General features: G+C 40.5%; 24 protein-coding genes. 7 read left to right on the forward strand and 17 right to left on the reverse strand.

The annotated features are described in order from the left end of the window. Window positions 1-172: 172 nt before the first annotated feature. A complete protein-coding gene (metG, locus tag ACSFVZ_RS13555) occupies window positions 173-2,197 on the forward strand; it encodes a methionine--tRNA ligase (protein ID WP_435559066.1) in 2,025 nt (674 codons plus the stop codon). A gap of 63 nt (window positions 2,198-2,260) precedes the next feature. Here metG and lepB read toward each other — a convergent pair whose 3' ends face one another. Next, window positions 2,261-2,920 carry a signal peptidase I gene (gene lepB, locus ACSFVZ_RS13560; protein ID WP_138557359.1) on the reverse strand — a complete coding sequence of 220 codons (660 nt, stop codon included), beginning with the start codon at window positions 2,918-2,920 and terminating at the stop codon, window positions 2,261-2,263. Between the two features lie 185 nt (window positions 2,921-3,105). Here lepB and ACSFVZ_RS13565 point away from each other — a divergent pair, with 185 nt between their 5' ends. Continuing rightward, entirely contained in the window at window positions 3,106-3,564 is a 459-nt protein-coding gene (locus tag ACSFVZ_RS13565; RefSeq protein WP_435559067.1) for a hypothetical protein, read from the forward strand. Further along, entirely contained in the window at window positions 3,565-3,771 is a 207-nt protein-coding gene (locus ACSFVZ_RS13570; RefSeq protein ID WP_054552938.1) for a helix-turn-helix transcriptional regulator, read from the forward strand. Between the two features lie 58 nt (window positions 3,772-3,829). Here the strand turns inward: ACSFVZ_RS13570 and ACSFVZ_RS13575 are convergent, their stop codons facing one another. The 4 genes from ACSFVZ_RS13575 to aceK are packed head-to-tail and all read right to left on the reverse strand — an operon-like array spanning window position 3,830 to window position 7,389. Next, entirely contained in the window at window positions 3,830-4,090 is a 261-nt protein-coding gene (locus ACSFVZ_RS13575) for a DUF2999 family protein (RefSeq protein WP_054561248.1), read from the reverse strand. A gap of 53 nt (window positions 4,091-4,143) precedes the next feature. Next, entirely contained in the window at window positions 4,144-5,106 is a 963-nt protein-coding gene (locus ACSFVZ_RS13580) for a zinc-binding dehydrogenase (protein WP_435559068.1), read from the reverse strand. A gap of 8 nt (window positions 5,107-5,114) precedes the next feature. Further along, the gene (locus ACSFVZ_RS13585; RefSeq protein WP_171040403.1) at window positions 5,115-5,507 is read right to left on the reverse strand and encodes a hypothetical protein; all 393 of its coding nucleotides are present in this window, start codon (window positions 5,505-5,507) and stop codon (window positions 5,115-5,117) included. A gap of 52 nt (window positions 5,508-5,559) precedes the next feature. Further along, on the reverse strand, window positions 5,560-7,389 hold the full coding sequence (aceK, locus tag ACSFVZ_RS13590; RefSeq protein ID WP_435559069.1) for a bifunctional isocitrate dehydrogenase kinase/phosphatase: 1,830 nt from the start codon (window positions 7,387-7,389) through the stop codon (window positions 5,560-5,562). A 105-nt stretch (window positions 7,390-7,494) separates the two neighbouring features. Here aceK and ACSFVZ_RS13595 point away from each other — a divergent pair, with 105 nt between their 5' ends. Then, on the forward strand, window positions 7,495-8,442 hold the full coding sequence (locus ACSFVZ_RS13595) for a LysR family transcriptional regulator (RefSeq protein WP_435559070.1): 948 nt from the start codon (window positions 7,495-7,497) through the stop codon (window positions 8,440-8,442). Between the two features lie 111 nt (window positions 8,443-8,553). Then, window positions 8,554-8,997, forward strand: coding sequence for a hypothetical protein (locus tag ACSFVZ_RS13600; RefSeq protein ID WP_135925191.1), 444 nt, complete (start codon window positions 8,554-8,556; stop codon window positions 8,995-8,997). On the opposite strand, the gene icd is transcribed toward ACSFVZ_RS13600, so the two are convergent. The 6 genes from icd to ACSFVZ_RS13630 form a co-directional block, all read right to left on the reverse strand. Beyond that, window positions 8,994-10,268 (reverse strand): NADP-dependent isocitrate dehydrogenase, encoded by a 1,275-nt coding sequence (gene icd, locus ACSFVZ_RS13605; RefSeq protein ID WP_135925193.1) that lies wholly within the window; start codon window positions 10,266-10,268, stop codon window positions 8,994-8,996. The two genes, ACSFVZ_RS13600 and icd, sit on opposite strands and share 4 nt — an antisense overlap. 107 nt (window positions 10,269-10,375) lie before the next feature. Continuing rightward, on the reverse strand, window positions 10,376-13,054 hold the full coding sequence (locus tag ACSFVZ_RS13610) for a 7TM diverse intracellular signaling domain-containing protein (protein WP_435559071.1): 2,679 nt from the start codon (window positions 13,052-13,054) through the stop codon (window positions 10,376-10,378). Window positions 13,055-13,091: 37 nt separating this feature from the next. Beyond that, window positions 13,092-15,356, reverse strand: a complete 2,265-nt coding sequence (locus ACSFVZ_RS13615) for a TonB-dependent receptor (RefSeq protein ID WP_435559072.1) — start codon at window positions 15,354-15,356, stop codon at window positions 13,092-13,094. A gap of 142 nt (window positions 15,357-15,498) precedes the next feature. Then, a complete protein-coding gene (locus ACSFVZ_RS13620) occupies window positions 15,499-17,730 on the reverse strand; it encodes an NAD(P)-binding protein (protein WP_435559073.1) in 2,232 nt (743 codons plus the stop codon). Window positions 17,731-17,739: 9 nt separating this feature from the next. Then, window positions 17,740-18,603 (reverse strand): acetoacetate decarboxylase, encoded by an 864-nt coding sequence (locus ACSFVZ_RS13625; RefSeq protein ID WP_435559074.1) that lies wholly within the window; start codon window positions 18,601-18,603, stop codon window positions 17,740-17,742. Between the two features lie 123 nt (window positions 18,604-18,726). Then, entirely contained in the window at window positions 18,727-19,302 is a 576-nt protein-coding gene (locus ACSFVZ_RS13630; protein ID WP_435559075.1) for a dienelactone hydrolase family protein, read from the reverse strand. A 366-nt stretch (window positions 19,303-19,668) separates the two neighbouring features. Here ACSFVZ_RS13630 and ACSFVZ_RS13635 point away from each other — a divergent pair, with 366 nt between their 5' ends. Further along, window positions 19,669-19,836 carry a hypothetical protein gene (locus ACSFVZ_RS13635; protein WP_165381452.1) on the forward strand — a complete coding sequence of 56 codons (168 nt, stop codon included), beginning with the start codon at window positions 19,669-19,671 and terminating at the stop codon, window positions 19,834-19,836. A 115-nt stretch (window positions 19,837-19,951) separates the two neighbouring features. Next, complete coding sequence (locus ACSFVZ_RS13640) at window positions 19,952-20,815, forward strand: TIGR02285 family protein (protein ID WP_435559076.1); 864 nt, start codon at window positions 19,952-19,954, stop codon at window positions 20,813-20,815. A 22-nt stretch (window positions 20,816-20,837) separates the two neighbouring features. On the opposite strand, the gene ACSFVZ_RS13645 is transcribed toward ACSFVZ_RS13640, so the two are convergent. From ACSFVZ_RS13645 to rnm, 6 genes are all read right to left on the reverse strand, one after another. Beyond that, entirely contained in the window at window positions 20,838-21,416 is a 579-nt protein-coding gene (locus ACSFVZ_RS13645) for a YceI family protein (RefSeq protein WP_135925208.1), read from the reverse strand. A gap of 1 nt (window position 21,417) precedes the next feature. Continuing rightward, complete coding sequence (locus ACSFVZ_RS13650; RefSeq protein WP_063529650.1) at window positions 21,418-21,972, reverse strand: cytochrome b; 555 nt, start codon at window positions 21,970-21,972, stop codon at window positions 21,418-21,420. 176 nt (window positions 21,973-22,148) lie between these two features. Next, window positions 22,149-22,511: a hypothetical protein gene (locus tag ACSFVZ_RS13655; protein ID WP_435559077.1), complete on the reverse strand. Its 363-nt coding sequence runs from the start codon at window positions 22,509-22,511 to the stop codon at window positions 22,149-22,151. 232 nt (window positions 22,512-22,743) lie between these two features. Further along, a complete protein-coding gene (locus ACSFVZ_RS13660; protein WP_435559078.1) occupies window positions 22,744-23,580 on the reverse strand; it encodes a segregation and condensation protein A in 837 nt (278 codons plus the stop codon). Window positions 23,581-23,588: 8 nt separating this feature from the next. Further along, window positions 23,589-24,209: an L-threonylcarbamoyladenylate synthase gene (locus tag ACSFVZ_RS13665; RefSeq protein ID WP_435559079.1), complete on the reverse strand. Its 621-nt coding sequence runs from the start codon at window positions 24,207-24,209 to the stop codon at window positions 23,589-23,591. A 9-nt stretch (window positions 24,210-24,218) separates the two neighbouring features. Next, a complete protein-coding gene (rnm, locus tag ACSFVZ_RS13670) occupies window positions 24,219-25,058 on the reverse strand; it encodes an RNase RNM (protein WP_135925220.1) in 840 nt (279 codons plus the stop codon). Between the last annotated feature and the right edge of the window lie 350 nt (window positions 25,059-25,408).

A 25,408-nucleotide genomic window follows, 5' to 3' on the forward strand; every position in this document is an offset into this window, starting at 1 on the left:
AAATTAGCGTTTCTTTGATGAAAAGTGCTGCGGAATTATGTAACATTCAAGGCATTAAAACCAGACAATTAGATAATATCATTGCTTTAGCTTGTATATAAACAACTGGCAATAGATTAAATAATGATATTCGTGCATGTTTGCATCGAACTAATCTCAATTCGGAATGATTATGGCACAGCGAAAGATCCTGATTACTAGCGCATTACCTTATGCCAATGGCCCGACTCACTTAGGTCATTTACTAGAATACATCCAAACTGATATTTGGGCGCGTTTCCAAAAACAACAAAGTCATGAAACCTACTACGTTTGCGCGGATGATGCTCACGGCACACCAATTATGCTTAATGCGCAAAAGCAAGGGATCACGCCAGAAGAGATGGTTAAAAACGTCAGTGTTGAACGTCAACGTGACTTTGCTGATTTCAACATTGAGTTTGATAACTATCACAGCACGCACAGTGAAGAAAACCGTCACTTTAGCGAGTTAATCTACAACCGTTTAAATGAAGCAGGTCACATTAAAAAGCATACTATTTCTCAACTTTTCGACCCAGAGAAAGGTATCTTCTTACCTGATCGCTTTGTAACAGGCACTTGCCCAACGTGTAAGTCTGAAGATCAAAACGGCGACAGCTGTGATTCTTGTGGTGCTACATACAGCCCAACTGAACTTATCAACCCACGCTCTGTAATGTCTGGCGCTGAGCCAATCTTAAAAGATTCGGAGCATTACTTCTTCGACCTTCCTGCTTTTGAAGACATGCTTAAAGAGTGGTTACACTCAGGTACGATTCAACAAGAAATGGCGAATAAGCTTGATGAATGGTTTGCTGATGGCTTACAGCAGTGGGATATCAGCCGTGATGCACCTTACTTCGGTTTTGAAATCCCTGGCGCACCGGGTAAATATTTCTATGTATGGTTAGATGCGCCAATTGGCTACATGGCGAGCTTTAAAAACCTGTGCGACAAAAAAGGGATTGATTTTGATGCATTCTGGCGCGAAGACTCAGATGCAGAGCTTTACCACTTCATTGGTAAAGACATTATCTATTTCCACAGCCTATTCTGGCCGGCAATGTTAGATGGTGCAAAATTCAGAAAACCTACTAACGTTTTTGCACACGGTTTTGTGACTGTAAATGGCGCGAAGATGTCTAAATCAAAAGGCACCTTTGTAAAAGCACGTACTTATCTTGATAACCTAGATCCTGAGTATCTTCGTTATTACTACGCAGCAAAACTAAACAACGGCATCACTGACCTTGATTTAAACCTTGAAGACTTTGCACTGCGTGTAAACTCAGACTTAGTAGGTAAAGTGGTTAATATCGCCAGTCGCTGTGCAAGCTTCATCACGAAGAAGTTTGATGGCAAGCTTAGCGACACCGTAATGGACGAAGCGCTATTAGGTGAATTCCAAGCAGCTTCTGCAAGCATCGCAAATCACTATGAAAACCGTGATTACAGCCGTGCAATTCGTGAAATCATGGCCCTTGCTGATAAAGCAAACCAATTCATTGATGCTAAAGCGCCGTGGGTGTTAATTAAAGACGAAACAAAACAACAAGAAGCACACGATGTTTGCTCACTTGGTTTGAATATGTTCCGTGTACTTATCACTTACTTAAAACCTGTTCTGCCAGGTATGGCAGCAAACGTTGAAGCCTTCTTAAACGACGGTTTAACATGGCAAGGCGCGCAAACAGCGCTTGTTGGTCACGCAATCAATAAATTCAAACCGTTAATGCAACGTGTTGAAATGGATAAAGTAAACAAAATGATTGAAGAATCAAAAGAAAGCCTAGTTGCTGAAAAAGACAAGATTGATCCAAACAGCCCACTAGCTAAAGAGCCAATCAGCCCTGAAATCGAATTTGACGACTTTGCTAAAGTTGATTTACGTGTAGCGAAAATTGCTAAAGCAGAACATGTTGAAGGCGCAGATAAGTTATTAAAACTAACTTTAGATTTAGGTGGCGAAACGCGCCAAGTATTTGCAGGTATTAAATCTGCGTATGCACCAGAAGACATCGAAGGCAAGCTAACGGTTATGGTAGCGAACCTTAAGCCTCGTAAGATGCGTTTTGGTATGTCTGAGGGCATGGTATTAGCAGCTGGCCCTGGCGGTAAAGAAATTTATATTCTTAACCCAGATGAAGGCTCAGAGCCTGGTATGCGTGTAATGTAATTACACAATTACTAGCTTATAAATGAACCGTTGTGTTTAAGGCACAACGGTTTTTTTGTTTAGCTAAGGTGCTAAGTATAAATCATGCAAAACCCGCTCTTTTCGAGGTAAGTAATAATCATCATAATCGAGTGATACAAGCACTCTTTTAGCTTTACCTAATAACTCACTGCGAGGCACTAAGCCAATTACTCGCGAGTCTGCACTATTATCGCGGTTATCACCCATCGCTAAATACATGTCCTTGGGGATAACGACAGGGGCAAAATGCTGCATCACCGAAGGCGTTTTTGATACTTGAATAGCGTGCTGAACACCAGCAAGGTTTTCAATAAGTGTCTGCTGCTGTTGCTCATCATTATCTAGTTCGTAATCAAGCGCTTTACCGTTAATGATCAATTTATTATCTACTAATGTCACTGTATCACCCGGCACGCCAACGACACGCTTTATTAAGCGATTATTTGCAGCTTTAGAGTCAAATACAATGATATCACCGGCTTTTGGCTCATCTGTGCGCATTAGCGAAATATGACTAAATGGCACACGCAGATCATAAGCCATTTTATCTGTTAAAATTCGGTCCCCTTCAACGATGGTCGGGTTCATTGAACCTGTTGGCACTTCATACCAATCAGCCACCGCACTTCTAAAAACACTCATCAAACAGATGAATAAAATCAACGAGCGGTTATTTTTCCATACTTTCAAAAGCCAGTTCATATTCGTTCCTTATTTGTTGTTTGTTTTCATAAGAGCCACTGAGGTTCAAATTAGTTCTTAACTAAATGTAACGAAATACGTCAATGATAAAAATACCATACATGATGTCAAAATTATTTGACATCACAAGTAATGAGTAGTTTACTTAACATCAAGTCAAATATTTTTTACATTGGATAATAACGATGAGCTACAAAGAAATGACAATTTGGGGCACCTTGGTGGTAACCATTGGCCTTTTAAGCTATTACCTTTTAGGGATTAATTCACTTCAAGCTGCAGGTGAGCTTAACCAAGATACCATGGTGTCTTATTTGTATAAGGTTGTTGTAGTAGCGGTGATCTTAGAGATCATTATGCAATCTATGCTTGCGGGTATTAAACACAAAGAAGCAGACTTAGGAGATGATGAGCGCGATAAGCTTATTGAGCTAAAAAGCACCAAACTTGGTCATTGGTTTTGCTCTGCAATTATTTTAATGTGTGTATTTTTAACAACGCAAATTGAGCGTGTGTCTGGGCGTATGCTGTTACCTGAGGTCTCTGATCTATATAATATTATGCACTTTCTTATTATTGGTTTTTTAGTGAGTGAAATTATTACTATTACTAGCAAAGCGTATTTATATCGAAGAGACAGCTAAATGACAAAACAGCTCAGTAATACCATTCGAGAACTTCGATTTCATCACAATGAAATGACGCAACAAGCATTAGCAGAGGCTGTTGGTGTTTCAAGGCAAACCATTGTAGCGATTGAAAAAGGTAAATATTCCCCCTCTCTTGAGGTGGCTTTTAAGATTGCACAGTTGTTTGATAAAAAACTGGACGACGTGTTTTCGTATCAATAATACTAACAAAAAAGGTTAGACAAATAGCTAACCTTTTTTCAATTCGAATCATTCAATTTTATGACTGCTGATTTTTGAACTGCGCTTTGGCTTGTTCAACTTCATCATCACTGATGCCAACTGATTCAGCCGCTTCTTTAATAAGATGTGGCTGAGTCATCACTAATGCCATCAGTTGCTGAAGCTTCTCTGGTGGAATACCTAACTGTTGAACCAAACCCATTGCCATCATTGGGTTTTCCATAAACGCTTGGAACAACTCACGCACTTTTTCGTCACTGACATTGTGCTCTTTGAGCATTGCAATAATTGGGTTCATACTAACCTTTACTTTTAACTACTAATAAAACCAATAATATGGGCAAATTGCTGTTATTCAACTAACAGAACCACTTTTCCCGAATTTTCGTTGTTATCTAAAATGCGGTGCGCCTCATTTGCCTCTTGCCAATTTAAGGTTTTATAGATATTGCAATCGAACAACCCTTTAGCCAAATCATCATAAAAGCGCGATATAAACTGCTCTTTTAAATCGCGCTTAAATTCAATTGAACGGTTACGTAACGTTGATGCATGAAATGAAATCCGCTTACTAAGTAGCCTTGCAAAGTCAACCTCAGCAAAGCGTGCATCTAAAAATGCTAACATCACAATTTGGCAATCCATGGCTGCAACAGCAGCATTTTTATTTAAATAGCTTCCTGATACAGGATCAACAATGGTATTGGCCTGTAAATTATTGGCTTTAAAATATTCTACAAAGTCGGTGGTTTTATAATTGATAGTATGGTCTGCGCCAAGCTGCTTGGCATGCTCGCACTTTTCATCGCTACCCGCGGTAATCACTACTTGAGCGCCTGCGCGCTTTGCCATTTGAATTGCCGCACCACCGACACCACTGGCTCCCGCATGGATCAGTGCCGTTTGCCCCGCTTTGAGCTGACCAAATTGAAATAAGGCAGAAAAAGCCGTTAAGTATACTTCACTGATAGCAGCGCCCTCTGCCATTGTCATTTCATCTGGTAACGGCATGACTTGCGCAGCATCAACGGCAACATACTCGCTGTAAGCACCGCCCGCACACAAGGCAAAAACGCGTTTATTAAGCCAGTCACCCGATACTGCACTACCTTGCTCAACAATGGTACCGGCGCATTCTAACCCTAGAATTTCACTGTCACCTTTGGGCGCAGGATATTTGCCCTGTCGCTGTAAACAATCTGCCCGATTAACGCCGATCGCCGCTACAGCAATAAGAACTTCGTTATCTTTTAGAGTTGGTTTATCTGTTTGAGCAAAATGTAACTGTGAGTCTTCGTGCTTAATATAACGCATATCACCTTCTATTTAATTCGTTGCCAGACCTCAGCTTCGACTAATTTGCCATTTTCATACAAGGTGTGGTGCCACAAGTCACCTTCTATTTTGTAATCAAATGCCATAGTCTTACCAAGTAATGAAGGTACATTACCATAGGAAAAAGTTTCGATAAATTGCTGGTCTTGCAAAACATATTTGCCGCCACCAGCATAATGAAAGTTGCCTTGCTTTTGGGTGATATAGCTAAAATGACTGGGTGTTATCAGTTTAACTGAGGTTATTTCTGGTGCTTTTGCCGTCACATAGCCGTCATTGGTTGCATATTTGCCTTCAACAAATTGCCAGCTACCTAATAACGGATTGGCGCTTACCATAGACGAAATAAATAAACTCGATAATAACAGTGTGTTTTTCATAGTGCGTTCCTTAGCATTTTTTTAAATAGCATACGCTAACACTATGTTCCTATTAAACAGTTGTAGGATGAGATTTTTTCATTTGTGCTCTCATCGAAGAAAAACGCCAAGACTGTTTATAAGGGTATACATCAAGCAATTGCCCATCGTTTATAGCCGCTTGGAGTTGCTGCCACATAGTAGCTGTAAATATATCTTGATGGGCTGCATTAAAGTGCTCAAACGCCCGCTTATTGGCGCTAAAAAAGATTTTAAACTGGCTCGGAAATATGTCGTTTTCGGCAATATCGAAGTAGCTCTCGCTACTGAGTTCATCCAATGAATCCTCGGTTTTTGGCAGCTCTCTAAATTGACACTCTGTCAAAGGGCAAATTTCATCGTAGTCATAGAACACCACTCTTCCCCAACGTGTAACACCAAAGTTTTTCATCAGCATATCACCGGGAAAGATATTAGCCCCCGCGAGCTCTTTTATTGCCTTACCGTAATCAACCATAACTTGCTGCAGTTTTCGCTCATCACAGTCGTTGATGTACAAATTAAGCGGTGTCATTTTACGCTCTACATACACATGGCGCAAAATAAGTGCATTTCCCGAAATCACTAGGCTATCAGCAATTTGCTGCTGCATTATTTCTATAAGCTCTTCACTAAATCGGCTTAAATCAAATGCTAAATAACGAAATTCATGGGTATCAACTAGCCGGCCTACTCGGTCGGCTTGTTTAACAAAGTCGTATTTAGCCATCACCTGCTGTTTGGTAGCCGTTTTTGGTGCGCTAAATTTATCTTTAATGACCTTGTACACATAATCTGAGCCTGGGGTGGTAAATACCAGCATCACCATGCCCGGCGTCCCCGGCGCAAGTGTGTATTTATCATCAACGGGGCTATTACGCGTAGTATCAACTTTGTAACGATAAAACTCGGTTTTCGCGTGTTTGATAAAGCCTATGGCATTAAACAACTCAAAGCGTTGCTTATGAGGCATTAAAGCACTGAGGTAATCAACGTATCGGGCAGGTTGGTCAGTATCGACCATAAAATATGTACGCGCAAAGCCAAACAACAAGCTTAGTTGATCAGCTCCCATCATCACAGCATCAATGTGCAGACCTTTTTCACTGTTTAATAGCGCAATCGCAAATGGCATGTTATCGCCATTTTTCGCAATACAGCGACCTATGATGTAACAGGCTTTATTTCTAAAAAACAATGAATTAGCGTATTCAATATAGCCATCGTTAAGAGCAAGCAGCTCATAAACTTGTGGGCATTGCTGTTTTGCTCCAGCAATCAAGGTGCGCTGTAACATGGCAACATCATCAGCAAAGTTAGCGTATTGTGAGCGAAACACATGACGTTTGATCAAGCTGCTGATGGCAGTTTCAAAGCCATTTTGCAGGGAAATACGGCTAACCAATGAATCAAAGGGCCTTGGCCCCAATTGATAGCGCGCTTTTAGTACAAACAAGTGCACATTGCGGATTTTTCGAGAGTCCCAGATTGCACCGAAGGTTGAATTAAAAAACGTATGAGCAATGGGCTGATTTTCGTGGCTTTGCACCATCTCTGCGTATATTTGTTTGGCTAATAGCCAAAGCGCTGGGTCGTCCACTTCACTATAAGCAATAATTTTTACCGCTTGGCTTACCTTTTTGACTTGCCCCTCGTAAACCTGCAATCGCGATTTCATAGCCCCTTGAACTTGATGCCACTGGCGCTGTTCAAAGCGACTTTGCGCACTGAGGGTAATATTTAAAAACTCTGCAAACATAGCCTCAAAGCCAGCATACACCGCACGGGCAAGCTTAGTCGCTACGACCTGATTTAACTGTTCGCTGTGTGATTTAACAGCCAAATTTGAACTCTGCTGTGGCATTATTTTTATCGCTTATGCTGATTATTTTAGTTGCCTTGTTTACACACAATAGCAAGCGCGCTTTAATTTAGGTAATTAATAAAGATAATAAATAAGATTGATCAAATGAATATTAGGCACGTCGACCTCAACCTATTGGTGTATTTAAATGTCCTCATTGATGAACAAAGTGTGTCTAAAGCCGCCAATAAACTGGCTTTGACTCAACCTGCAATGAGTAACGCCCTTAAGCGTTTGCGAGATTTGTTTGATGATCCATTATTAGTGAGAGCCGCTGGCACAATGACGCCAACCGCCAAAGCGCTCAGCCTTAAACCTGAGATAGAATCACTGTTAAAAATGGCCGAAGAAATTACTCAGCCAAGTGAGGTATTCGACCCGAGCACCGCAAATATTACGTTTCGGATCATGGCAAACGACTACCTTGAATCAACGCTTATTGCGCCGTTTATTACCGAGCAGCTAGCAAAAAATCCGGGGCTTAATTTTGATATTTTGAGCCCAAGCGATGTTAATCTTCAGGATATGGAAAAAGGCACCATCGACCTTGCTATTAACCGCTTTAACGGCCTGCCCCGCTCATTCCATCAAGCCAGTGTGTGGCGCGACAATTACTGCTGCTTAACACACCCAGACAATCCCTACTTACAACAGCAGAACCTTGAAGGTTATCTGGCACAAGAACACATTTGGGTGAATCGGGCTGGTTGGGGCGTAGAAGCGGCCGTGACGAATAAATCAGGCAGCCAAAAACTCGGCTGGGTCGATGAGGCCTTATGGCAACTAGAACAAACCCGCAATATTCGTGTATTCACCCGCCATTACATGGTGGCAAGCTTGCTGTGCCAATCACCAAAACTTATCGCCACACTCCCTCGCCGCCAAGCCATGTTATTAGCAAAACACACTGATTTGGTGATAAGTCCAGTGCCATTTCAAATCGTGCCTATTGAAGTGAAAATGTTATGGAGCCCTTTGTTACATCACGCAAACCCGCACCAGTGGCTGCGCAGAGAGCTACTTGCCTTTGCCGGTACGGTGGCTGATCGCTAAAAACAACATAATATTGATAAAATCAATATCAGTTATTGAAAACAACAATTTCATAAATAATGAGTGAAGGGCTAGAGTGAAGTTAAGCACATAAACAAAGAGAAAATGATTATGGAAACTTCAGCGCAATTCACTCAACAGGACGGCCTTTACATCAATGGTCAATTACACTCATTCATCGAGCAGCAGCTTTGTAAAAAAAGCGATTTAGCTTGCGAAGAAATTTACCAAACACTGGCAACAATGGTTGATGAGTTTGGCTGCCAATGCCGTAAAACCAAACATCAAGATGATGATGTTTTACAAGCAGACACACTGTTAAAAGCATATAGCACAGTACGTACTCACCCGCATTGTCATGTAGATGCGCAAACTACAACCGCAGTACTCGATGAATACTGTTGCCAAGTACCGGCAATTTTAGTGGTAGCGTTAATGGACACATTAACAGGCATAACAAGTAACGAACCAGGTGCAGAGCACATTTACCAACGTGCAGCACAGTTAACAGGTAAACCATGTGTCTACGCAGTTAAAAGCGCCAATGCCGCTTAATATGGTTCATTATTTGAGTTACTTATTCGCGCGATGATGCTTTTTGCAAAATCACTGCAACTAAGCATCGTCGCATCGGCTACTAGGTTAGCCAAATCAAACGTCATTTCACTTGCGCTAAGCGTCTGCTCTAGAGCTTTTTCTATTTTATTCGCCGCTTCGTGCCAGCCCATAAAACGTAGCATCATGACCGCACTTAAAATACTGCTTGTTGGATTTGCACTGTCTTCCCCGGCAATGCGATTAAATGTGCCATGAGTCGGTTCAAAAAAGGCCACTTCATTATTTAAGTTTGCCGCAGGCATAATACCCACGCCACCGACTTGTGCGGTTAGCATATCAGCTAAGTAATCGCCGTTTTGATTGGTTGTTACCACCACATCAAATTGCTCTGGGGTGAGCAGCGCTTGTTGTAGCATGTTATCGGCAATCACTTCTTTGATGATTAAATCATCTTGCTCGTCACGTTTGATCACTAACCAACGACCATTTTCATGCGCTATAGCGTTAAACTCTTGCTCAGCTAGGGCAAATGCCCAACGTTTAAATGCGCCATCGGTAAATTTAAGTACATTGCCTTTGTGCACCACCGTCAGTGATTCACTGCGCTCTTTAAGGGCAAAGTTGAGCGCGTAACGCATCAAGCGTTCTGCCGCCTCTTTCGAGCTATTTTTAATGCCAATGCCGCATTGATTATCAAAACGAAGTCGGGTAACACCCATTTCTTGACACAAAAAATCAAGCATACGCTCGTTATCAATACTGCCAGCCTGCCACTCAATGCCCGAGTAAACGTCTTCAGAGCTGTCGCGTATTACAGTGATATTGGTTTTTTCAGGTTCTTTTAAAGGTGATGGTAAGTGTGGATAACTGCGAATGGGCCGCATGTTTACGAATAAATCCATCTCATGACGAAGAGCCACATTTAAAGAACGAAAACCACCACCAAGAGGAGTAGTTAACGGCCCTTTGATAGCAATTTTATATTGCCTGACAGCATGTAAGGTTTCTTGCGGGAACCAATCACCATCGTAAAGCGCAGCAGCTTTTTCGCCATTGAACACTTCCATCCAATGTATTTGTTTATCACCTTGATAAGCATGACTCACCGCAGCGTCGACAATATTACGCATTACAGGAGAAATATCTTGGCCAACACCATCGCCTTCAATATAAGCAATAACCGGATTGTCAGGAATATGCCATCGCCCTTTACTATCGATAGTAATTTGTGCGCCCTTTGCTGGCACCGAAATGTGTTGATACTGCATCAAACTTTCCAAGCAATATGTTTTAACATTATTAGTATCAAGAAATAGCTAATTTGTCTGTGCTCATAGCGAAATAACGAGCATTCAACTAATTGATGTATCAATTATTAGTGAATGACATTGGCTATTTCATCTTCCATAGCGCAGAACAACGAGGCGATAAGTTGTGTATCAATCGTGACGGTGTCGTTTTTCAGCGCAGTATCTACGGCAACGGCCTTAACATAAAGCTTTTCACATTCGAACATATTGGCTGCGCCTTTTAACATATGCACATTTCTACTTAAACCATCGATATCCATGTTTTTGTACTGTTCACGCATTTCTACATACTGGCTTTCAAGGCCTTTAATATAGTCATCTTTGAGGGCCTGAAATTCTTTTTCGGGCAACTTGATGTCTGCCAATTCATCACAATCTAAATAGCTGGCAATTTTGTGGCTAAAGCCATTTCTGTCGATTGGTTTGGCTATTAAATCATTAAAGCCTTGTTTCATATAACGGGTGACTTCATGTTTCATAGTATTGGCTGTTAGGGCAATGATAGGTGCAGTAACACCTGTTGCCTGCATCATTTTTAATGCTTCTTGACCGTCCATAATCGGCATTTGAATATCCAGTAGAATAAGGTCAAAGCTGTCTTCGAGGGTTGCTTGCACAGCGTCTTTGCCATTTTCAACGGTGGTCACTGTCAGCCCCATACGCTCTAATATTCGTGCAATTAAACGTCGGTTATCTGGGTGGTCTTCAGCAAGTAGCACGCGCCCTTTTAGATTTTCTGGCGCATCGAGTTTACTAAATGGTGAGGTTTCAATAAGCTTCACTTCGCTCATGTCATTGAGCCAACGTGTGTTATCTGTGGTGTACACCGACATGGTGAAAATAAATTCACTGCCAGAACCCACATTACTTTTAACGCTGATATCACCATCCAATTTCTGCGCAAGGCTCTTTGAAATGTTAAGGCCAAGCCCGGTGCCACCATACTGGCGAGAAATACTAGAATCCGCTTGATAAAAGGCACTGAACAAGGCTTGTTGCTCTTTGTCTGTCATGCCGATACCGGTGTCTTTTACGCTTATCGACAACTTATCGTTATGACAGCTCACCGTTAAGGTTATACGCCCCACTTGAGTGAACTTAAGGGCATTGGTTGTGAGGTTTAATAAGATTTGCCTTAAACGACTCGGATCGGTGATCAAGTAGTCTGGCAACGGGAACTGATAATCCACACTGAATTTTAAGCCTTTATCGCGTATTTGCTTACCGATCAACGACTCAATATTGGCAATGGTGGCAAACAAATCTGTTTCGACTAAATCAATCTCTAGCTTGTTTGCCTCAATTTTTGACATATCGAGTATATCGTTTATTAACCCAAGAACATGGCGGCTATTTTGTAAAATAACGCCAATACCATGATTACGCTCATGAGGCTTGATATCACCAAGCATAATGCCGTCTGCATAGCCAATTATTGAGGTCATTGGGGTACGAATTTCGTGGCTGATATTTGCCAAAAAGCGACTTTTGGCTTCATTGGCATCTCGTAATTCATCAGCCAACTCTTCAAGCTCTAAGGTTCTTAATTGTACTTTTTCTTCTAAGTTTTTGTTTAGCTCTACGTTGTCATCATGTAATAACCTAAACTTGTCAGCAACAGCAAATGCTAGCAACATAGCGTCCATTGCCGTGCCTATCAAACCCAATAAATACAAATTAATTGAGGTGGCTGGCAACAAGCCTAAATTAGTTAAATTCCCGACCATGTTCGGTAGCATCATGGCAATATAGGCAAGCACAAAATAACGTGCCGGCTTAAAGCCAATCAGCATACAACGAATACCAATGTACAGGCCTAAACACAAAGCAACACCGGTAACTAATGTCGCCCAATAAAAACCAAAGCTTGGCCATAAAACACAAAAAGGGATGCCTAAAGTCGCAATAACCCCTACCGTTAAGGATAATTGAGCGAGCTTAGGGAACGTTTCTTTTAATTTGAGTAAATTATTGTAAAACAGAATATTGGTTAATGGTGTTAAGGCAAAACCTAGCCAATGAAGGTGCGGGTTATAGTAGCCAAACAATTGGTCTGATATATGAAAAAAATGACTCCATGCAAACACCCAAGATGCCGTAAATAACGCATAGTAAAGGTGAGTAACATCACGTGAGACTAAATAAATTAATAAGTTATAAAGTCCTAACGCAATCCCCACTCCAAAACAGAGCATCATGATCATATTTTCAAGAGTAATGGTTTCAAAATAATCTTGATAAGGTGTTAGTACCAGTTTTGCTGGGGTATAAAAGTAATCACTTTCAAAATAAGTGATTAGCGTATAGTGTTTATCTTTTTCAAGAGATAAGCGGTTACCATAGTGAAACGCAAATTGATTTGGTTTTACACCGCCTGTAACAAACTGCTGAACCGGTGAGTTTGGATCAGTCATGTCGTAGATTCGACTTTCTATTTTTGATACAAGAGTGTTGTAGGGATAAAGTACTAAATCTTCAAATTCACTTTGATTTTCTATTTCAACGATTAGCCAATAACTGCCTCCGACTGAGCTAATACGAGATTGTGGCTTTTTATTTGCGCGCCATTTAGAGATCTCAGCCACTGACGACGGAAACATATTATCATTTGCGCTTAAAACTTGCCCAACATCATGCAGGTTTTGCTCCGCTGAGACATTCGTGTATACAAATGTCTCTTGTGCAAAGACCGAAGAACATAACAATAGAAAAAGCAGACCACAAATACACAGCTTTAACCGCATTCACTAGACTCCTTCACTACAACAAGCCTGCTGGTAATTAAAATTGAAAAGAAACGTCAAAACCATATCGTCTCCCTTCTCCTTTAAAGTCTTCAAGCATGCCTAGGAACGAGCTTAAATCGAACTTTAACTGACTGTATTCAGTATCAAATAAATTTTTGCCCCACAAAGTAAATGACCAATTATCAACATCGTATTTTAGATGCGCATTAACAATACTAAAACCTTCTTGGCGGGCATAGGGATTCATGTTCTGGTCAAAATAAAACTCAGACTGATAATCGTAAATAATGTTGGCCGATAACGGATACGACGCCAAGCTGGTATCGTATTTTAATCCCGCTGATACATTCCATTTAGAGGTAAAAGGCAGTTGATTATCGGTAATGCTATTACCAAGTGGGTCAACATAGTCCTCAAATTCTGCATGGGGGATATAACCCACTGCAAGTAACATGGCTAATTGCTTAGTTGCTTGATAGTTAATTTCAGTTTCAAGACCATAGATTATTGAATCAGCAACATTTTCAAGTAATTGCACAGGCGGCATTTGCGGTGTTTCTGACGCTTGGTTCATAAACACTTGTTGGTCGTTGTAATCATAATAAAACGCCGCCCAGTTCATTCTTAATTGTTGCTTAGGCCAGTACGACTTTAAGCCAATTTCATGGGCATTCAAGCGCTCTTTACCGTAATTCGCTAAAATTGCTTGTTCTTCAGATGATAAGAAGCCGCCATTGTAGCCGCCACTTTTACTGCCATTTGCAAATCGATAATAAACATTGCTTGCATCAGAATAACGGTAATTAATCGCAATTTGCCCTGTAAAACCGTTATCTGATTGCTCATCAGTAACGCGGTAAAATGGCACCAGCACACCAGTTAAATCGTTCACATCAACCACGGTATTTAATGTGGCGATTGAGTCATACTCTAGTGATTCATAGTCATATCTAAGGCCTGCTGTAATCATCCACTGTTCTGCGACAGGCACTTCAATTTGGCTAAACACGGCCAAATTCTGCATCTTGATTTCATTATCGTAGATAAAGGTAGCAGTTAAGTTTGTTGGTAAAATGCCGCGAAAATCGCGTAAAATATCATTTAAATTATCTTGCTCAATGGTTTCATCCGCGAAATAAACACCACTCGTTAGCGTGTAATCTGCAAATTCATTTAACAATCTAAATTCTTGGCTAAACATTTGGGTATCTAACCCAAGTACCCCTTCGCATAAGCGAGCTGGTGAACCATCGCAATTAAAGGCATGGCTTCTTTGAAGATCATTAAAGCTCGACAATGAAGTAAATGTAGTTTGCTCGTTTACATGCCAATTTACTTCAGCGATAAAGCCATAGCCATCAGATTTATGAGGTGAGTCATTATTTACGCTTACCTCAAAAAAGTCATCACTACCATCATTAAAGCCAAAGTTATCAAAACAGCGTGTTGACCCCGCATCTGCTGGTGAACAAAGTTCACCGGTTAAAGGGTTCGCTACAACACCAATACTCCCTACAGGCTGGACAATACCGTCCCAATCTTCAATATGCGCTTGCAGGTAAAGATCAACCTCATCCCATTCAGACGAAAAAGATACACGGGCATTTTTTTGCTCCATGCCTGCCGTTGGCGAGTCTGCAAAGGTATTTTTTGTTGAGTATTGGTAGTCTTGATAGTTAACAGCAACACGTAATGCACTAGAGTCAGTTAATTGCTGATTCCACACGCCATCGAGGCTCGTGCCATTGTTATTGGCTACTCCTAAGCTCAATGATCCATAGCTATCAAGCTCAGGCCGGTTTGAGCGAATAAGGATAGCACCACCCGTTGAATTACGACCAAATAAAGTCCCTTGTGGGCCGCGTAAAATTTCGAGTTGCTCAATATCATACAAATTCACAATTTGGTTATTGGCGGAGCCAACAGCCACACTATCAAGATACATGGCAACAGGTGACGTATTTGCGGTGTTGTAGTCAAGAAGACCCACCCCACGAATACTTACTGCGGGGGGTGTCCCCTCTGCGGCGTTTTGCGTTATTTTTACATTAGGTGAGAATAAACCAATCTCAGTTGAATCTTTAATATGTTGATTATTGAGTAATTGTCCTTTCACTTGGCTCACCGCCACGCTTACGTCTTCAATTGCTTGAGGACGCTTTTGTGCGTATACACTAATGACTTCCATGTCTTTTCTAGTCTCTGCAGCCTGCGCAACAGCGCTTGCAATGACACAGAGTACCAAGCTTGAACAAGATAGTGTCTTCAGCTTTGGATCAATAAGAAAAGGACGCTTCATTCGCATTTTGACCTTAAAAGAGGGAAACCTGTTAAATTCTTGTAATTTCCAGCTTAGTATAGACCAAAACAAAGATTAAAGTCGCATACAAATAACAAAGACTAGTTATTTGTAATCAACACCATAATTGCCATCAGCATGATCATTCTTTTTCAAACGCATGTTCACCGCTAATCGTTTTGGGTAGACCGCAAATAGAACGTGCCGTTTGCATACCAGCCATTACAGCAGCTTCAACACAGCCCGCATTAACTCCGGTTTTTATCCAATCGCCAGTGATCCGTAAATTGATAAACTGACTACCATCAGTTGCAAGGCGGTATTTACTCGAATCAACCACAGATAACACATAGCGCTCACTGGGGTCTATATTAACGCGCCAGTACTGCTGTTCTGATACTGGTAAAATACTGTGAGGATCACTATAAAAAACCTGCCAATCAAATTTGTTATCAACATACGCATCAGGCCAAAGTGCCTGCATATCTGAACTAAACAAATTATGCATGTTGCGTTTGACTTCTGCCTTCATTTGCTCTGGAAACTGATGTGCAGTTGCAGGAGGGTAACTATCACAACTAAATGCACTACAAAAATAAGCAATATTTTTTGGGCCACTGTCGCTTGGCCAATCTTCTTTATCGACTAAATTACCCATCGCAGCCCAGGTATCAAACGGCTCAACAAAACCACTTAAAATAGGCCCCTCATTGCTTGGCACTGTGTCTTTAAAACCCAGTTGCTGGTTAGTTTTATTCAACCAGACTTGGCAAGCTTGCGTAGCCACACTTTGAACTTTTGTTGCTTGCTGAGAGAGCGCATAATCAACAGCGAGTAATTCAGGGGCTACATGCTCAAGTGAAGCAACCGACACACCTAAAATAAGCGTATCAAAGTCGATACCATGACGAAGAGTGATAGATGGCAGTGCTGTATTAAAATGCTCTTGATAAACTTCTGGCCAGTTACTCCAAAAAGACTCAAGGTTTATTTGATACTCTTGCAGAAGGTGTGCTTGTTCAGAATTAATTTGTGCGTAAATTGGCTCACTAGGCCAACAAGGTAATTGTTTAACATCAATTAACGGCGCATAGTCTTCATTTTTTAGGCTCACTTGCTGACAAAGCTCTATTTCACTTACCAGCGGCTCACCTTGGTCAGTTTGCCCAGCAGATAAGTTAGTTAACTGATGGAAGAACTTAAACTTAACGCCACGCTGTTTTAATAATTCATAAATTGGCGCGAAAATAACATCGCCCATACCCGCTTGCATTTTCCACATTACACCGCCTTTGTAGCAAAGGCCAATACGTAACATAGCAAGCGCAGCCACACCGGCTTCAACATTCGGCTTATTAAAATCACCATTTGGATAAGCAAACACTAAATCATAAAAACCGCGTATCGGTGCTGAATTCACACTATAAGTTTTATTCGCTCCATTTTTTTCAAGCCACTGACGAAAATCGTAGCAATTAATGACACCAAAGCCATCTCGGTAGACTTTATCTTTTATCAGCCCTGTGAGCATAGCAATGGCTAAGTCAGCGCAGATATAAAGTCGTCTTAGTTCTGCGTTTTCATCCAGTAAGTCAATTATCTGCTCTTTGAACCAACGCTTTATCTTGCGAACGATATACCAAATAACGAGGCGATCAGCTTGTTTACTTGTGTGGGTTGTTTGCTGCGAAGTAAACTGCAATAAGTGCGTCAGTAATGAGCGAGGGCTTGATACTACTTCTGCCGCTCCCGCCTCAATATCATCGATAAATTGCCTTGCCCCACCAAGCTGGGTATCAATATCCGTTTTGATCTCTTGGTACATATACTTAAGTAAAGACTGATCTCGTGATTTTTTGGTCACCAATTTTGTTTTAGCTTGGTGCTGCTGACACACTAGCTCAATGCCTTCTGTCCATTTTTTGAGCCATGCTAATGTCATGGTGATAAAATCCCACACCGAAATATCAAGGCTGCCATCAGCAGGATTTCCAGCAACAGTTGGAAAATCAATAGGCCAAGTTTGCCATTCGTTATCAATGAATTCTTGCAAAGCAATAAAACTATGCGGTTTGAATGCCTGCTGCCAGGTTGCCAGCGAATAACTAGCAGGTCGGTTGAGTGAGTTATATACTCCTTCAAGGGTACGAAAACTATTTACATAAGCACCAAACCACACATGTAAACCATGCTCTTCAATACGCTGACCAAAATGGCTATTACGACCACTTGCGCCCTTGCCTCCTAAGCGCCAGCCCTGTTGATACACGGTTATTTCACGATGTTGCTGCCAGTCTGACTGCTCTGTCAGATAAACTGCTGCGGTCATTGCTGCTACACCGCCACCGACAATAGTAATTTTTTCTTTTTGCATGGTTATCCTTTACTCTGGTAAAACTTGAGTTGCGCCAAGTTGGTCAAAATCCATATTGACGTAAAACGGTAAGTGAACAGATTGTTTGCCAAATGCTATGCCGAACATGTCATTAAGCGGAAAACTCGCCAGAGATTTAACATTAAGCTTAAAATCATTATGTAAAAGTGTTAACTGATGGACTTTTTTGATTACAGACGGTGAATGAACCACGCTCTGATAAACTGCTTTATCACCCTCTCCATCGGGAAATTGCTTAAACAAAATTTGATCCATCTGGGGATGAATGAACCCCTCTAACAATTGTTTTAGCAGTGCTAAGTCAATACCTTTAACTTGAGGGTCAAATAAATCAGTAACGCGTTTTGAAAATCGTGAAACGTTGTCGAGCAAATTTTCAGAGATGCTCGCGTCCGTTTGCTCAATAGTTAGCAACTCATGCATTGCTAATTTAGAATCAGGTTTAAACACATCAAAGCATTCAAGGGATATAGCAAACCGACCAGCGTCATCTAACGCAGATGGCATTTGATATTCACATAAATATTTATTGTAACCCCACGCCTCTCTGCCATTAATTAAAGCATAAATGTTATTTACGCTGATAAACGCCGGATACCAATAGAGGTGATTAATATCTCCCTTGACCATTTTTGCTACGGGAAGCCAAATAATGATATCCGTTTCTTGCATCCACCCATGCTCTGAAAAGGGAGGTGTTAAAGAGGAGATTTTTTCTATGTCAGTAAAGGTGAGCAAGCAACTGCTACCTAATACATTAAAAGAGACTGAATCTGTAGCCAGTAAATTCAATGTGGTATCAACATAAGCCTGCATCTTTTGCTCACATGCTGAAACAAAAAAACCATACATTTGCGCATTCGTCATGCGACAGGGAGGTTTAGCAACAGGGTTCGATAAAAAGTGGCTGTAATTTGAATGGTCCGTCATAGTTATTACTTATAATATTGTTTAGTAATAACTATAGACTAGTCTTTATGCATTAGTCACGAGTTGTTCGCAATCATGGCTGAGCAAAAGTTGTTTTGTAAAATACTGAAAAGCGCGTTGATTAAAGTTATCTGATAAAGGGTTCATAAACCCATGGTCATGTTGTGTAATATCACATTGAACACCTGCTTTGGCTTTTAAAGCAGACACCACCGGAGCAAGCTCAAAATGCGTTTCTTTTTTAGGAAAAATAAACCTAAATGGAATAGACGCTTCAAGCTCAAGGTGATTTCTCACTTGTGATGGGTAAAAAGCAATAACCCGTTTTATCGCTGTATTTTTCAACTCTGCTTGAGCACGCCAAACAGCTGTTGCTCCAGCACTAAACGCGATAATTGTTGTAGGCTCACGCAGGGATGACATTTTCAGATGCACTTTTTCGAGATAACCGTCATGGCCACAATGAGTCAGAAAGTGTTGATATTGAAACTGTTCATTAATAGGAAGTTGAATTTGACCCGAATATGGATCACATAGGCACGTTTTGCCACGAAGCTGCTGAGCAAGCTGGGTTAAATGCGCAGTTTTCCCAAAAATATCCGTTACTAACAGGTAATTCATGGTCATACCTATTTATTGTTGTTTTTGTGCCAATTCACACTACACTTGTTTCGAAAAAATATCCAGAAATTAATTGCTGTGTTTAAAAAATAAACCTTGCACTATGAAAAATCTTAACGTAATCTAGTCCTCTGGTTTTAAAAAACCTCGCGGTTAACCCCTTACCTTGATCCAGTAATTCCCGCATATTCGTATAATCACTTGCAACCCGAGTTGCTAAATGACATTTAGATGAATTTATAAATCATCACTAAACTGTCACAAACTTAGTCAACACTGTATGCAAGACAACAAATGTCGGTCTGTATTTTTTAATGCCTTTTAAAGCTCTACAGACACAGACAAAAAGAAAGAGTGAGTTTTATTATGTCATATAAATACAATGGATCTTTGATCCAAATCGCACATCCAGTGCAATCAATTTCGGTTAACAAACAGCGTGTAATCTTTAGTGACACGCAGGGCTTGAAAAATGCCATTTTCCAAAAGGCGAGTGATGCCCGTCAATTTGTTAAGTGGTTAAAAGCCAACTAAAACCAACCGATTAACGCCAGCTACAATGCTGGCGTTATAGTCTACATACCTACTATCACAAACCTAAATCCCTGCTAAACTTAGATTTAACAATACTTAATTATAGGTAGTAACAATGCGTCGTTTCTGGTTGCTTTTGTTATTTTTTTGCAGTGCTGTTTCACAGGCAACTGAACAACCAAAAGTCATTGAGTGGATCATGGTTGATTTTGCTCCCTACTACATCATGAATGACAAGTATGAAGGTACAGGGCGAGATGAGAGCGTAATCAAACTGCTTGAACAAGCGATGCCTGATTACACTTTTAAGCGCTCCCTGTTTCCTGCAAGTCGCGCAGTGCATGAGCTATCAAATCCATATAATAATTACTGTATGCTATCTTTGTACCAAAGTGAGCATCGCCGTCAGCATATTGTTTTTTCTAAACATACATCAACAGTTGGGTTATCCCCTTCTATAGCAATTAGAAAAGAGTTAGTGGACACTCTAGATCTGAACACAGCAAAGCATGTTTCATTAAAAACATTACTTGCAGATAAGCACCTTGCTCTTGGAGTGTCTATGAGTCGCTCATTTGGCAAAGACATAGATAATGTTATAAACACCAGCCATGATGCCAATATTATCTCAAGACCCGGTCGTGACACTTTAGCAAGTTTGACATACATGCTTAATAAGAAACGAATTGATATATTGCTTGGCTACCCCAGCGAGCACTACTATTTAGCTCGTTCAATGGGATTTGAAGATGAGCTCACACAATTGACACTGTCAGAGGCGCCCGATTTAAGCCTTGGTTATATTGGCTGTACGAATAACGAACAAGGTAGTGAGCACATAAAAGAGTTAGATATTACGCTTGAAAAAATAGCCCATACTCAGGCTTTTCACGATGTGATGATAAGGTGGCTACCCGATAATTTGCAGCCTATTTTGGAAAAGAGATTAATTAAAAGAAATGAAAGTGCCGCCCATTAAGCGGCACTGATTTAAACTGTTGTTACTTACGAATACCTTCAATAAATAAACCAATATCAACATGTGTTGATGCTGGGCCAAGGTTGTAGTCGATACCATAGTCAGCTAGTTTTAGGCTAGTTTCGCCTTCAAAACCAACGCGGTAACCACCCCAAGGATCTTTACCTTCACCAATTTTATCAATTTCAAAAGTAATGGTTTTAGTAACACCATTTAAGGTAAATTCACCAGTAACATCCGCTTCATCACCGTCTTCATCAAATTTAATTGATGTACTTTTAAATGTTGCAGTTGGGTATTTATCAACATTTAAGAAGTCTTTACCACGTAAGTGCTTATCACGCTCGGCATGATTTGAGTCGATGCTTTTAGTATCAATCGTTACATTGATTTTAGAAGCATTAGGAGCTTTATCGTCATAGCTAAAATCACCTGAGAAGGTGTTAAAGCGACCATGTAACCAGCTGTAACCTAGGTGCTTAATTTTAAAAGTAACAAATGCGTGCGCACCATCTGTATCAATAACGTAGTCAGCTGCATTTGCGTTAGCTGTTGAGAAAAGTGCAGCACTTAGTGCTGTGCCTAATAGTAATTTTTTCATATTAATCATCCTTCAATGGTTTGATCATTCTAATTAAGGTTTTATCTTTATCGATAAAATGATGTTTTAGTGCCCCTAAAGCATGTAAAACAACCACAGCTATTAGCCCATACGCGGCATAAAAGTGAATTTTACCTGCAATATCTTCTTGGTTCGCGACCGACTCGGGTAATGCCGGTACAGCAAATAAATTAAATACTTCAATTGCACGGCCATCAGCCGTAGAGATTAAATAGCCCGATGTCACAATAACGATTAGAGCTAAATAAATCAGTTTATGTACTGAGTGAGCAACATGATTCATTGCCTTTGAGCTACCAGCAACAGGCTCAGGTTGAGTACCTAACAAGCGCCAACCAAAACGAAACAACAATAATGCCGCTAAGGTAATCCCCACGCTTTTATGTAAATCCAAAGAGCCTTTGTACCATGCGTCATAATAGGTTAACTCAACCATATACACGCCCAAGCCAAACAAACCAAACACCCCAAGAGCCATTAACCAGTGCACTAAGATGGCGACCCAGCCATAACTTGACTTTGAATTCTTTAACATACTCATTTCCTATGAGAATTACGAAACTAAGTACAGCTTAGCTTAGGATTTATATAATTAAAATAGCGTAAAACGAACAGCTTCTGTGCGTATATGCACACTTCAGGGTAAAGAGGAAAGTTAAAAGGCAAAGGTCATATAACTTTTAACTTTGAGTAGCTTAAGAAAATTAAGTTTTATATTTTACTTGCTGTTATTTCAATCCTGTACACTTCAACCCCCTCAGTACCAACCTCAATCGTTGCAGGTTCGTTAAGGTTTACCATTAACTTAGGTTCGTGAAATTTATTGTAAGAGCCATTTTCAAATTTATAGAGTGCTGATGTTAGTGTCACAATTTGCTCGTTCAACGTAGGGGTTACATCAAATTTAAGAATATCATCTGCAGTGACTGTTTCAGTTTTGTCTTCTTCAGTTTTAACAACGTGCGTTTTTACAAGTTGATTATTCAAATAAAGGTTAAGGTCTAATTGCAAACTTTCTGCAGCTGAGGCACCAAATGCAGCGAGAGATAACAGTACCATTCCTAACTTTTTCATTATATTTTCCTTAATAGTAGGCTTACCCCAAAATGGGAAAAACCAACTTATCAGCTACTGAGTCTTGGTGCAATTGTTTAACACTTTGTAAGTTAAGTGATTTATTAGGATACAAAGCACACTTTAGTGATTATCTTGATTGGTGATGACCTACTTGCCATGAAGAAGGCACAGATTTTGAAACTTAAATCTAACCACTTAAAGCTTTAAACAGAAAAATTTTAGCTTCCAGCTATTCGCTTTCTTCCACTAAACCAACATATATCTGGCTATTGGCATCTACCTGAAAGCAGCTGATCAGGTTTTCTTTCACCAGTTCTAACATCGCGATAAAGCTTACTACAACACCACTTCTGCCCTCTTCTACCGTAAAAAGAGTACTAAAAGGCAACTGTGATTGTGCTTCTGAGAGTTTATCTAAAATTAAGCTCATGCGCTCACGGGTCGATAAGGCTTCTGCGGTAATATGATGGTGTTCAAATGTTTTGGCTCGGGCCATAACGTCGCTTAGTGCAACTAACAAGTCTTTCATGTCAACGTCAGGTAACAGTAACTCACGCTCACCAAATTCTGGCACCATTGCTTCGGCTACAAAGATATCGCGGCCTTCGCGAGGAATTTCGTCAAGATTTTCGGCAGCTTTTTTAAATTGTTCGTATTCCTGTAAACGTCTTACAAGCTCAGCTCGTGGGTCTTCTTCCTCTTCAAGCTCTTCATGTTTTGGTAGCAATAATCTTGATTTAATTTGTGCTAATAAAGCTGCCATGACAAGGTATTCACCAGCCAGTTCAAGCTGAAACTCGCTCATCATTTCAACATAACTAACGTATTGCTCTGTAATACTAAAAATAGAGAGCTCTAGTACATCGAGTTTATGTTTTTTGATTAAATACAAAAGTAAATCGAGAGGACCTTCAAAGGTTTCTAAAATGATCTCTAATGCATCGGGTGGAATGTATAAATCTTCAGGTTTATCGACCACCGCTTTGCCATGCAAAAAAGCCAGTGGCAGCTTTTGCTGTACTGGCTCTTGTAAATTATCTGGCGCGTCAAGCTCTGGGCTAGTCAATGAAGTCTCTACTCAAATGGTTTAGTATCACCACAACCCACACGTAAGATTTCGATATCATCATCCGACAAGTCAATTACTGTGGTTGCCTGTTCAGGAAGATAACCACCATGAATAATTAAATCAACTTGCTTTTCAATGCGATCGCGAATTTCATCAGGATCAGCCTCGGTATATTGCTCACCCGGTAAAATTAAAGAACACGACATTAAAGGCTCACCTAACTCAGCCAATAAAGCACAAGTGATCGGATGTTCTATAACACGAATACCAATGGTTTTTTTCTTCTCGTTCAATAAACGCTTTGGTACTTCTTTAGTGCCTTTGAAGATAAAAGTATAAGGCCCTGGAGTGTTATTTTTAATTAATCTGAATAACTGATTATCGACGCGAGCATAGGTTGATAGCTCCGATAAGTCGCGACATACCAAAGTAAAGTTATGATGTTTTTCAACACCACGGATACGCTCAATGCGCTCTTTTGCTTGCTTATTACCAATACTACAACCAATTGCGTAGCCTGAATCGGTTGGATAAACAATCACACCACCTTGTTTAATTATATCAACCGCTTGGCTGATCAAACGTGGTTGCGGATTATCTGGATGAATATGAAAAAACTGACTCATTATACGCTCCTATTGCCCTTCCCATGCTTGCCAAACCCCTTGGCAATCTTTTGGTAAGTATAAATTTTTACCCAGCTCTAACCAACTTGTCGGAAAATGAAAATCTGAGCCTTGCGATGCAAGTAACCCGTATTCACGACTCAATTCACCTAAAAACTGGCGCTCACTCGGCGCTTGCTGTGGTTGTGCCACTTCCATAGCATCGCCACCCGCGTCTTTAAATTCAATAATTAACTTACGCAGCCACTTGTTCGACATTTGATAACGCCCAGGATGTGCAAGTACAGCAACTCCACCAGCTTGATGAATAGCAGCAATTGCTGTTTGCATATCGCACCAACTACTTGGCACATAGCCTGTTTTTCCTCGCCCTAAGTATTTTTTAAATACGCCTGGGAAGTTTTTAGCTACACCACGCTCAATCAGTGCACGGGCAAAATGCGCGCGTGTGATTTGTGCGTTTTCAGCAAATGTTTTTGCTTGGTCGTAAATGCCTTCAAAACCATTTTTAGCAAGGCGGCGACCAATCTCGGTTGCTCGCTCTTCACGTTTGGCTTGTTGCGCTTGTAATAATGACAACAGTGAGTCATTTTCATCATCAACATTTAAGCCAACAATATGAATTTCGAAGCTTTCCCATTTTGTTGATACTTCAACACCAGCAATTAATTTAAGCGGTAAATTATCATCAGCTATGACTTGGCGAGCTGGTTTTATGGCACTTAACGTGTCGTGATCGGTAATTGCAAACACATCTATGTTTTTCTCAACCGCGCGGTGTAACAATTGCTCGACTGATAGCTGACCATCAGAGTATGTGGTGTGGCTATGTAAATCGTATTTTATCAAAGGGAAAGACTGCTTTACGTAAGTTCTTGAATCAATGATGTGAGTATAACAAAAATTTACTGCGAGGGCGTGATTATCTTTTTATGTTAGACATATAGCTGTGTGTACTAGTCACATAAATGGGCAATTACGATAGGTAAATACACAACACGTATTAATATGTAAATTAATGCTTGACAGTATCGGCTCAGGTACGCTTTACTGTATGCACTTTCAGACACGTTAAATAAGAAACAACAATGAACAAAACAATTCAAATCACAATTTGGTGGTGGCACTCGTAACAAGCGGGTGACGAATTGTCGTGTCTAACGATTTCTAAACCCGCTCATGTAGCGGGTTTTTTTATA

Source organism: Pseudoalteromonas nanhaiensis (genome assembly GCF_051235485.1).
Taxonomy (GTDB): Bacteria; Pseudomonadota; Gammaproteobacteria; order Enterobacterales; family Alteromonadaceae; genus Pseudoalteromonas; species Pseudoalteromonas lipolytica_C.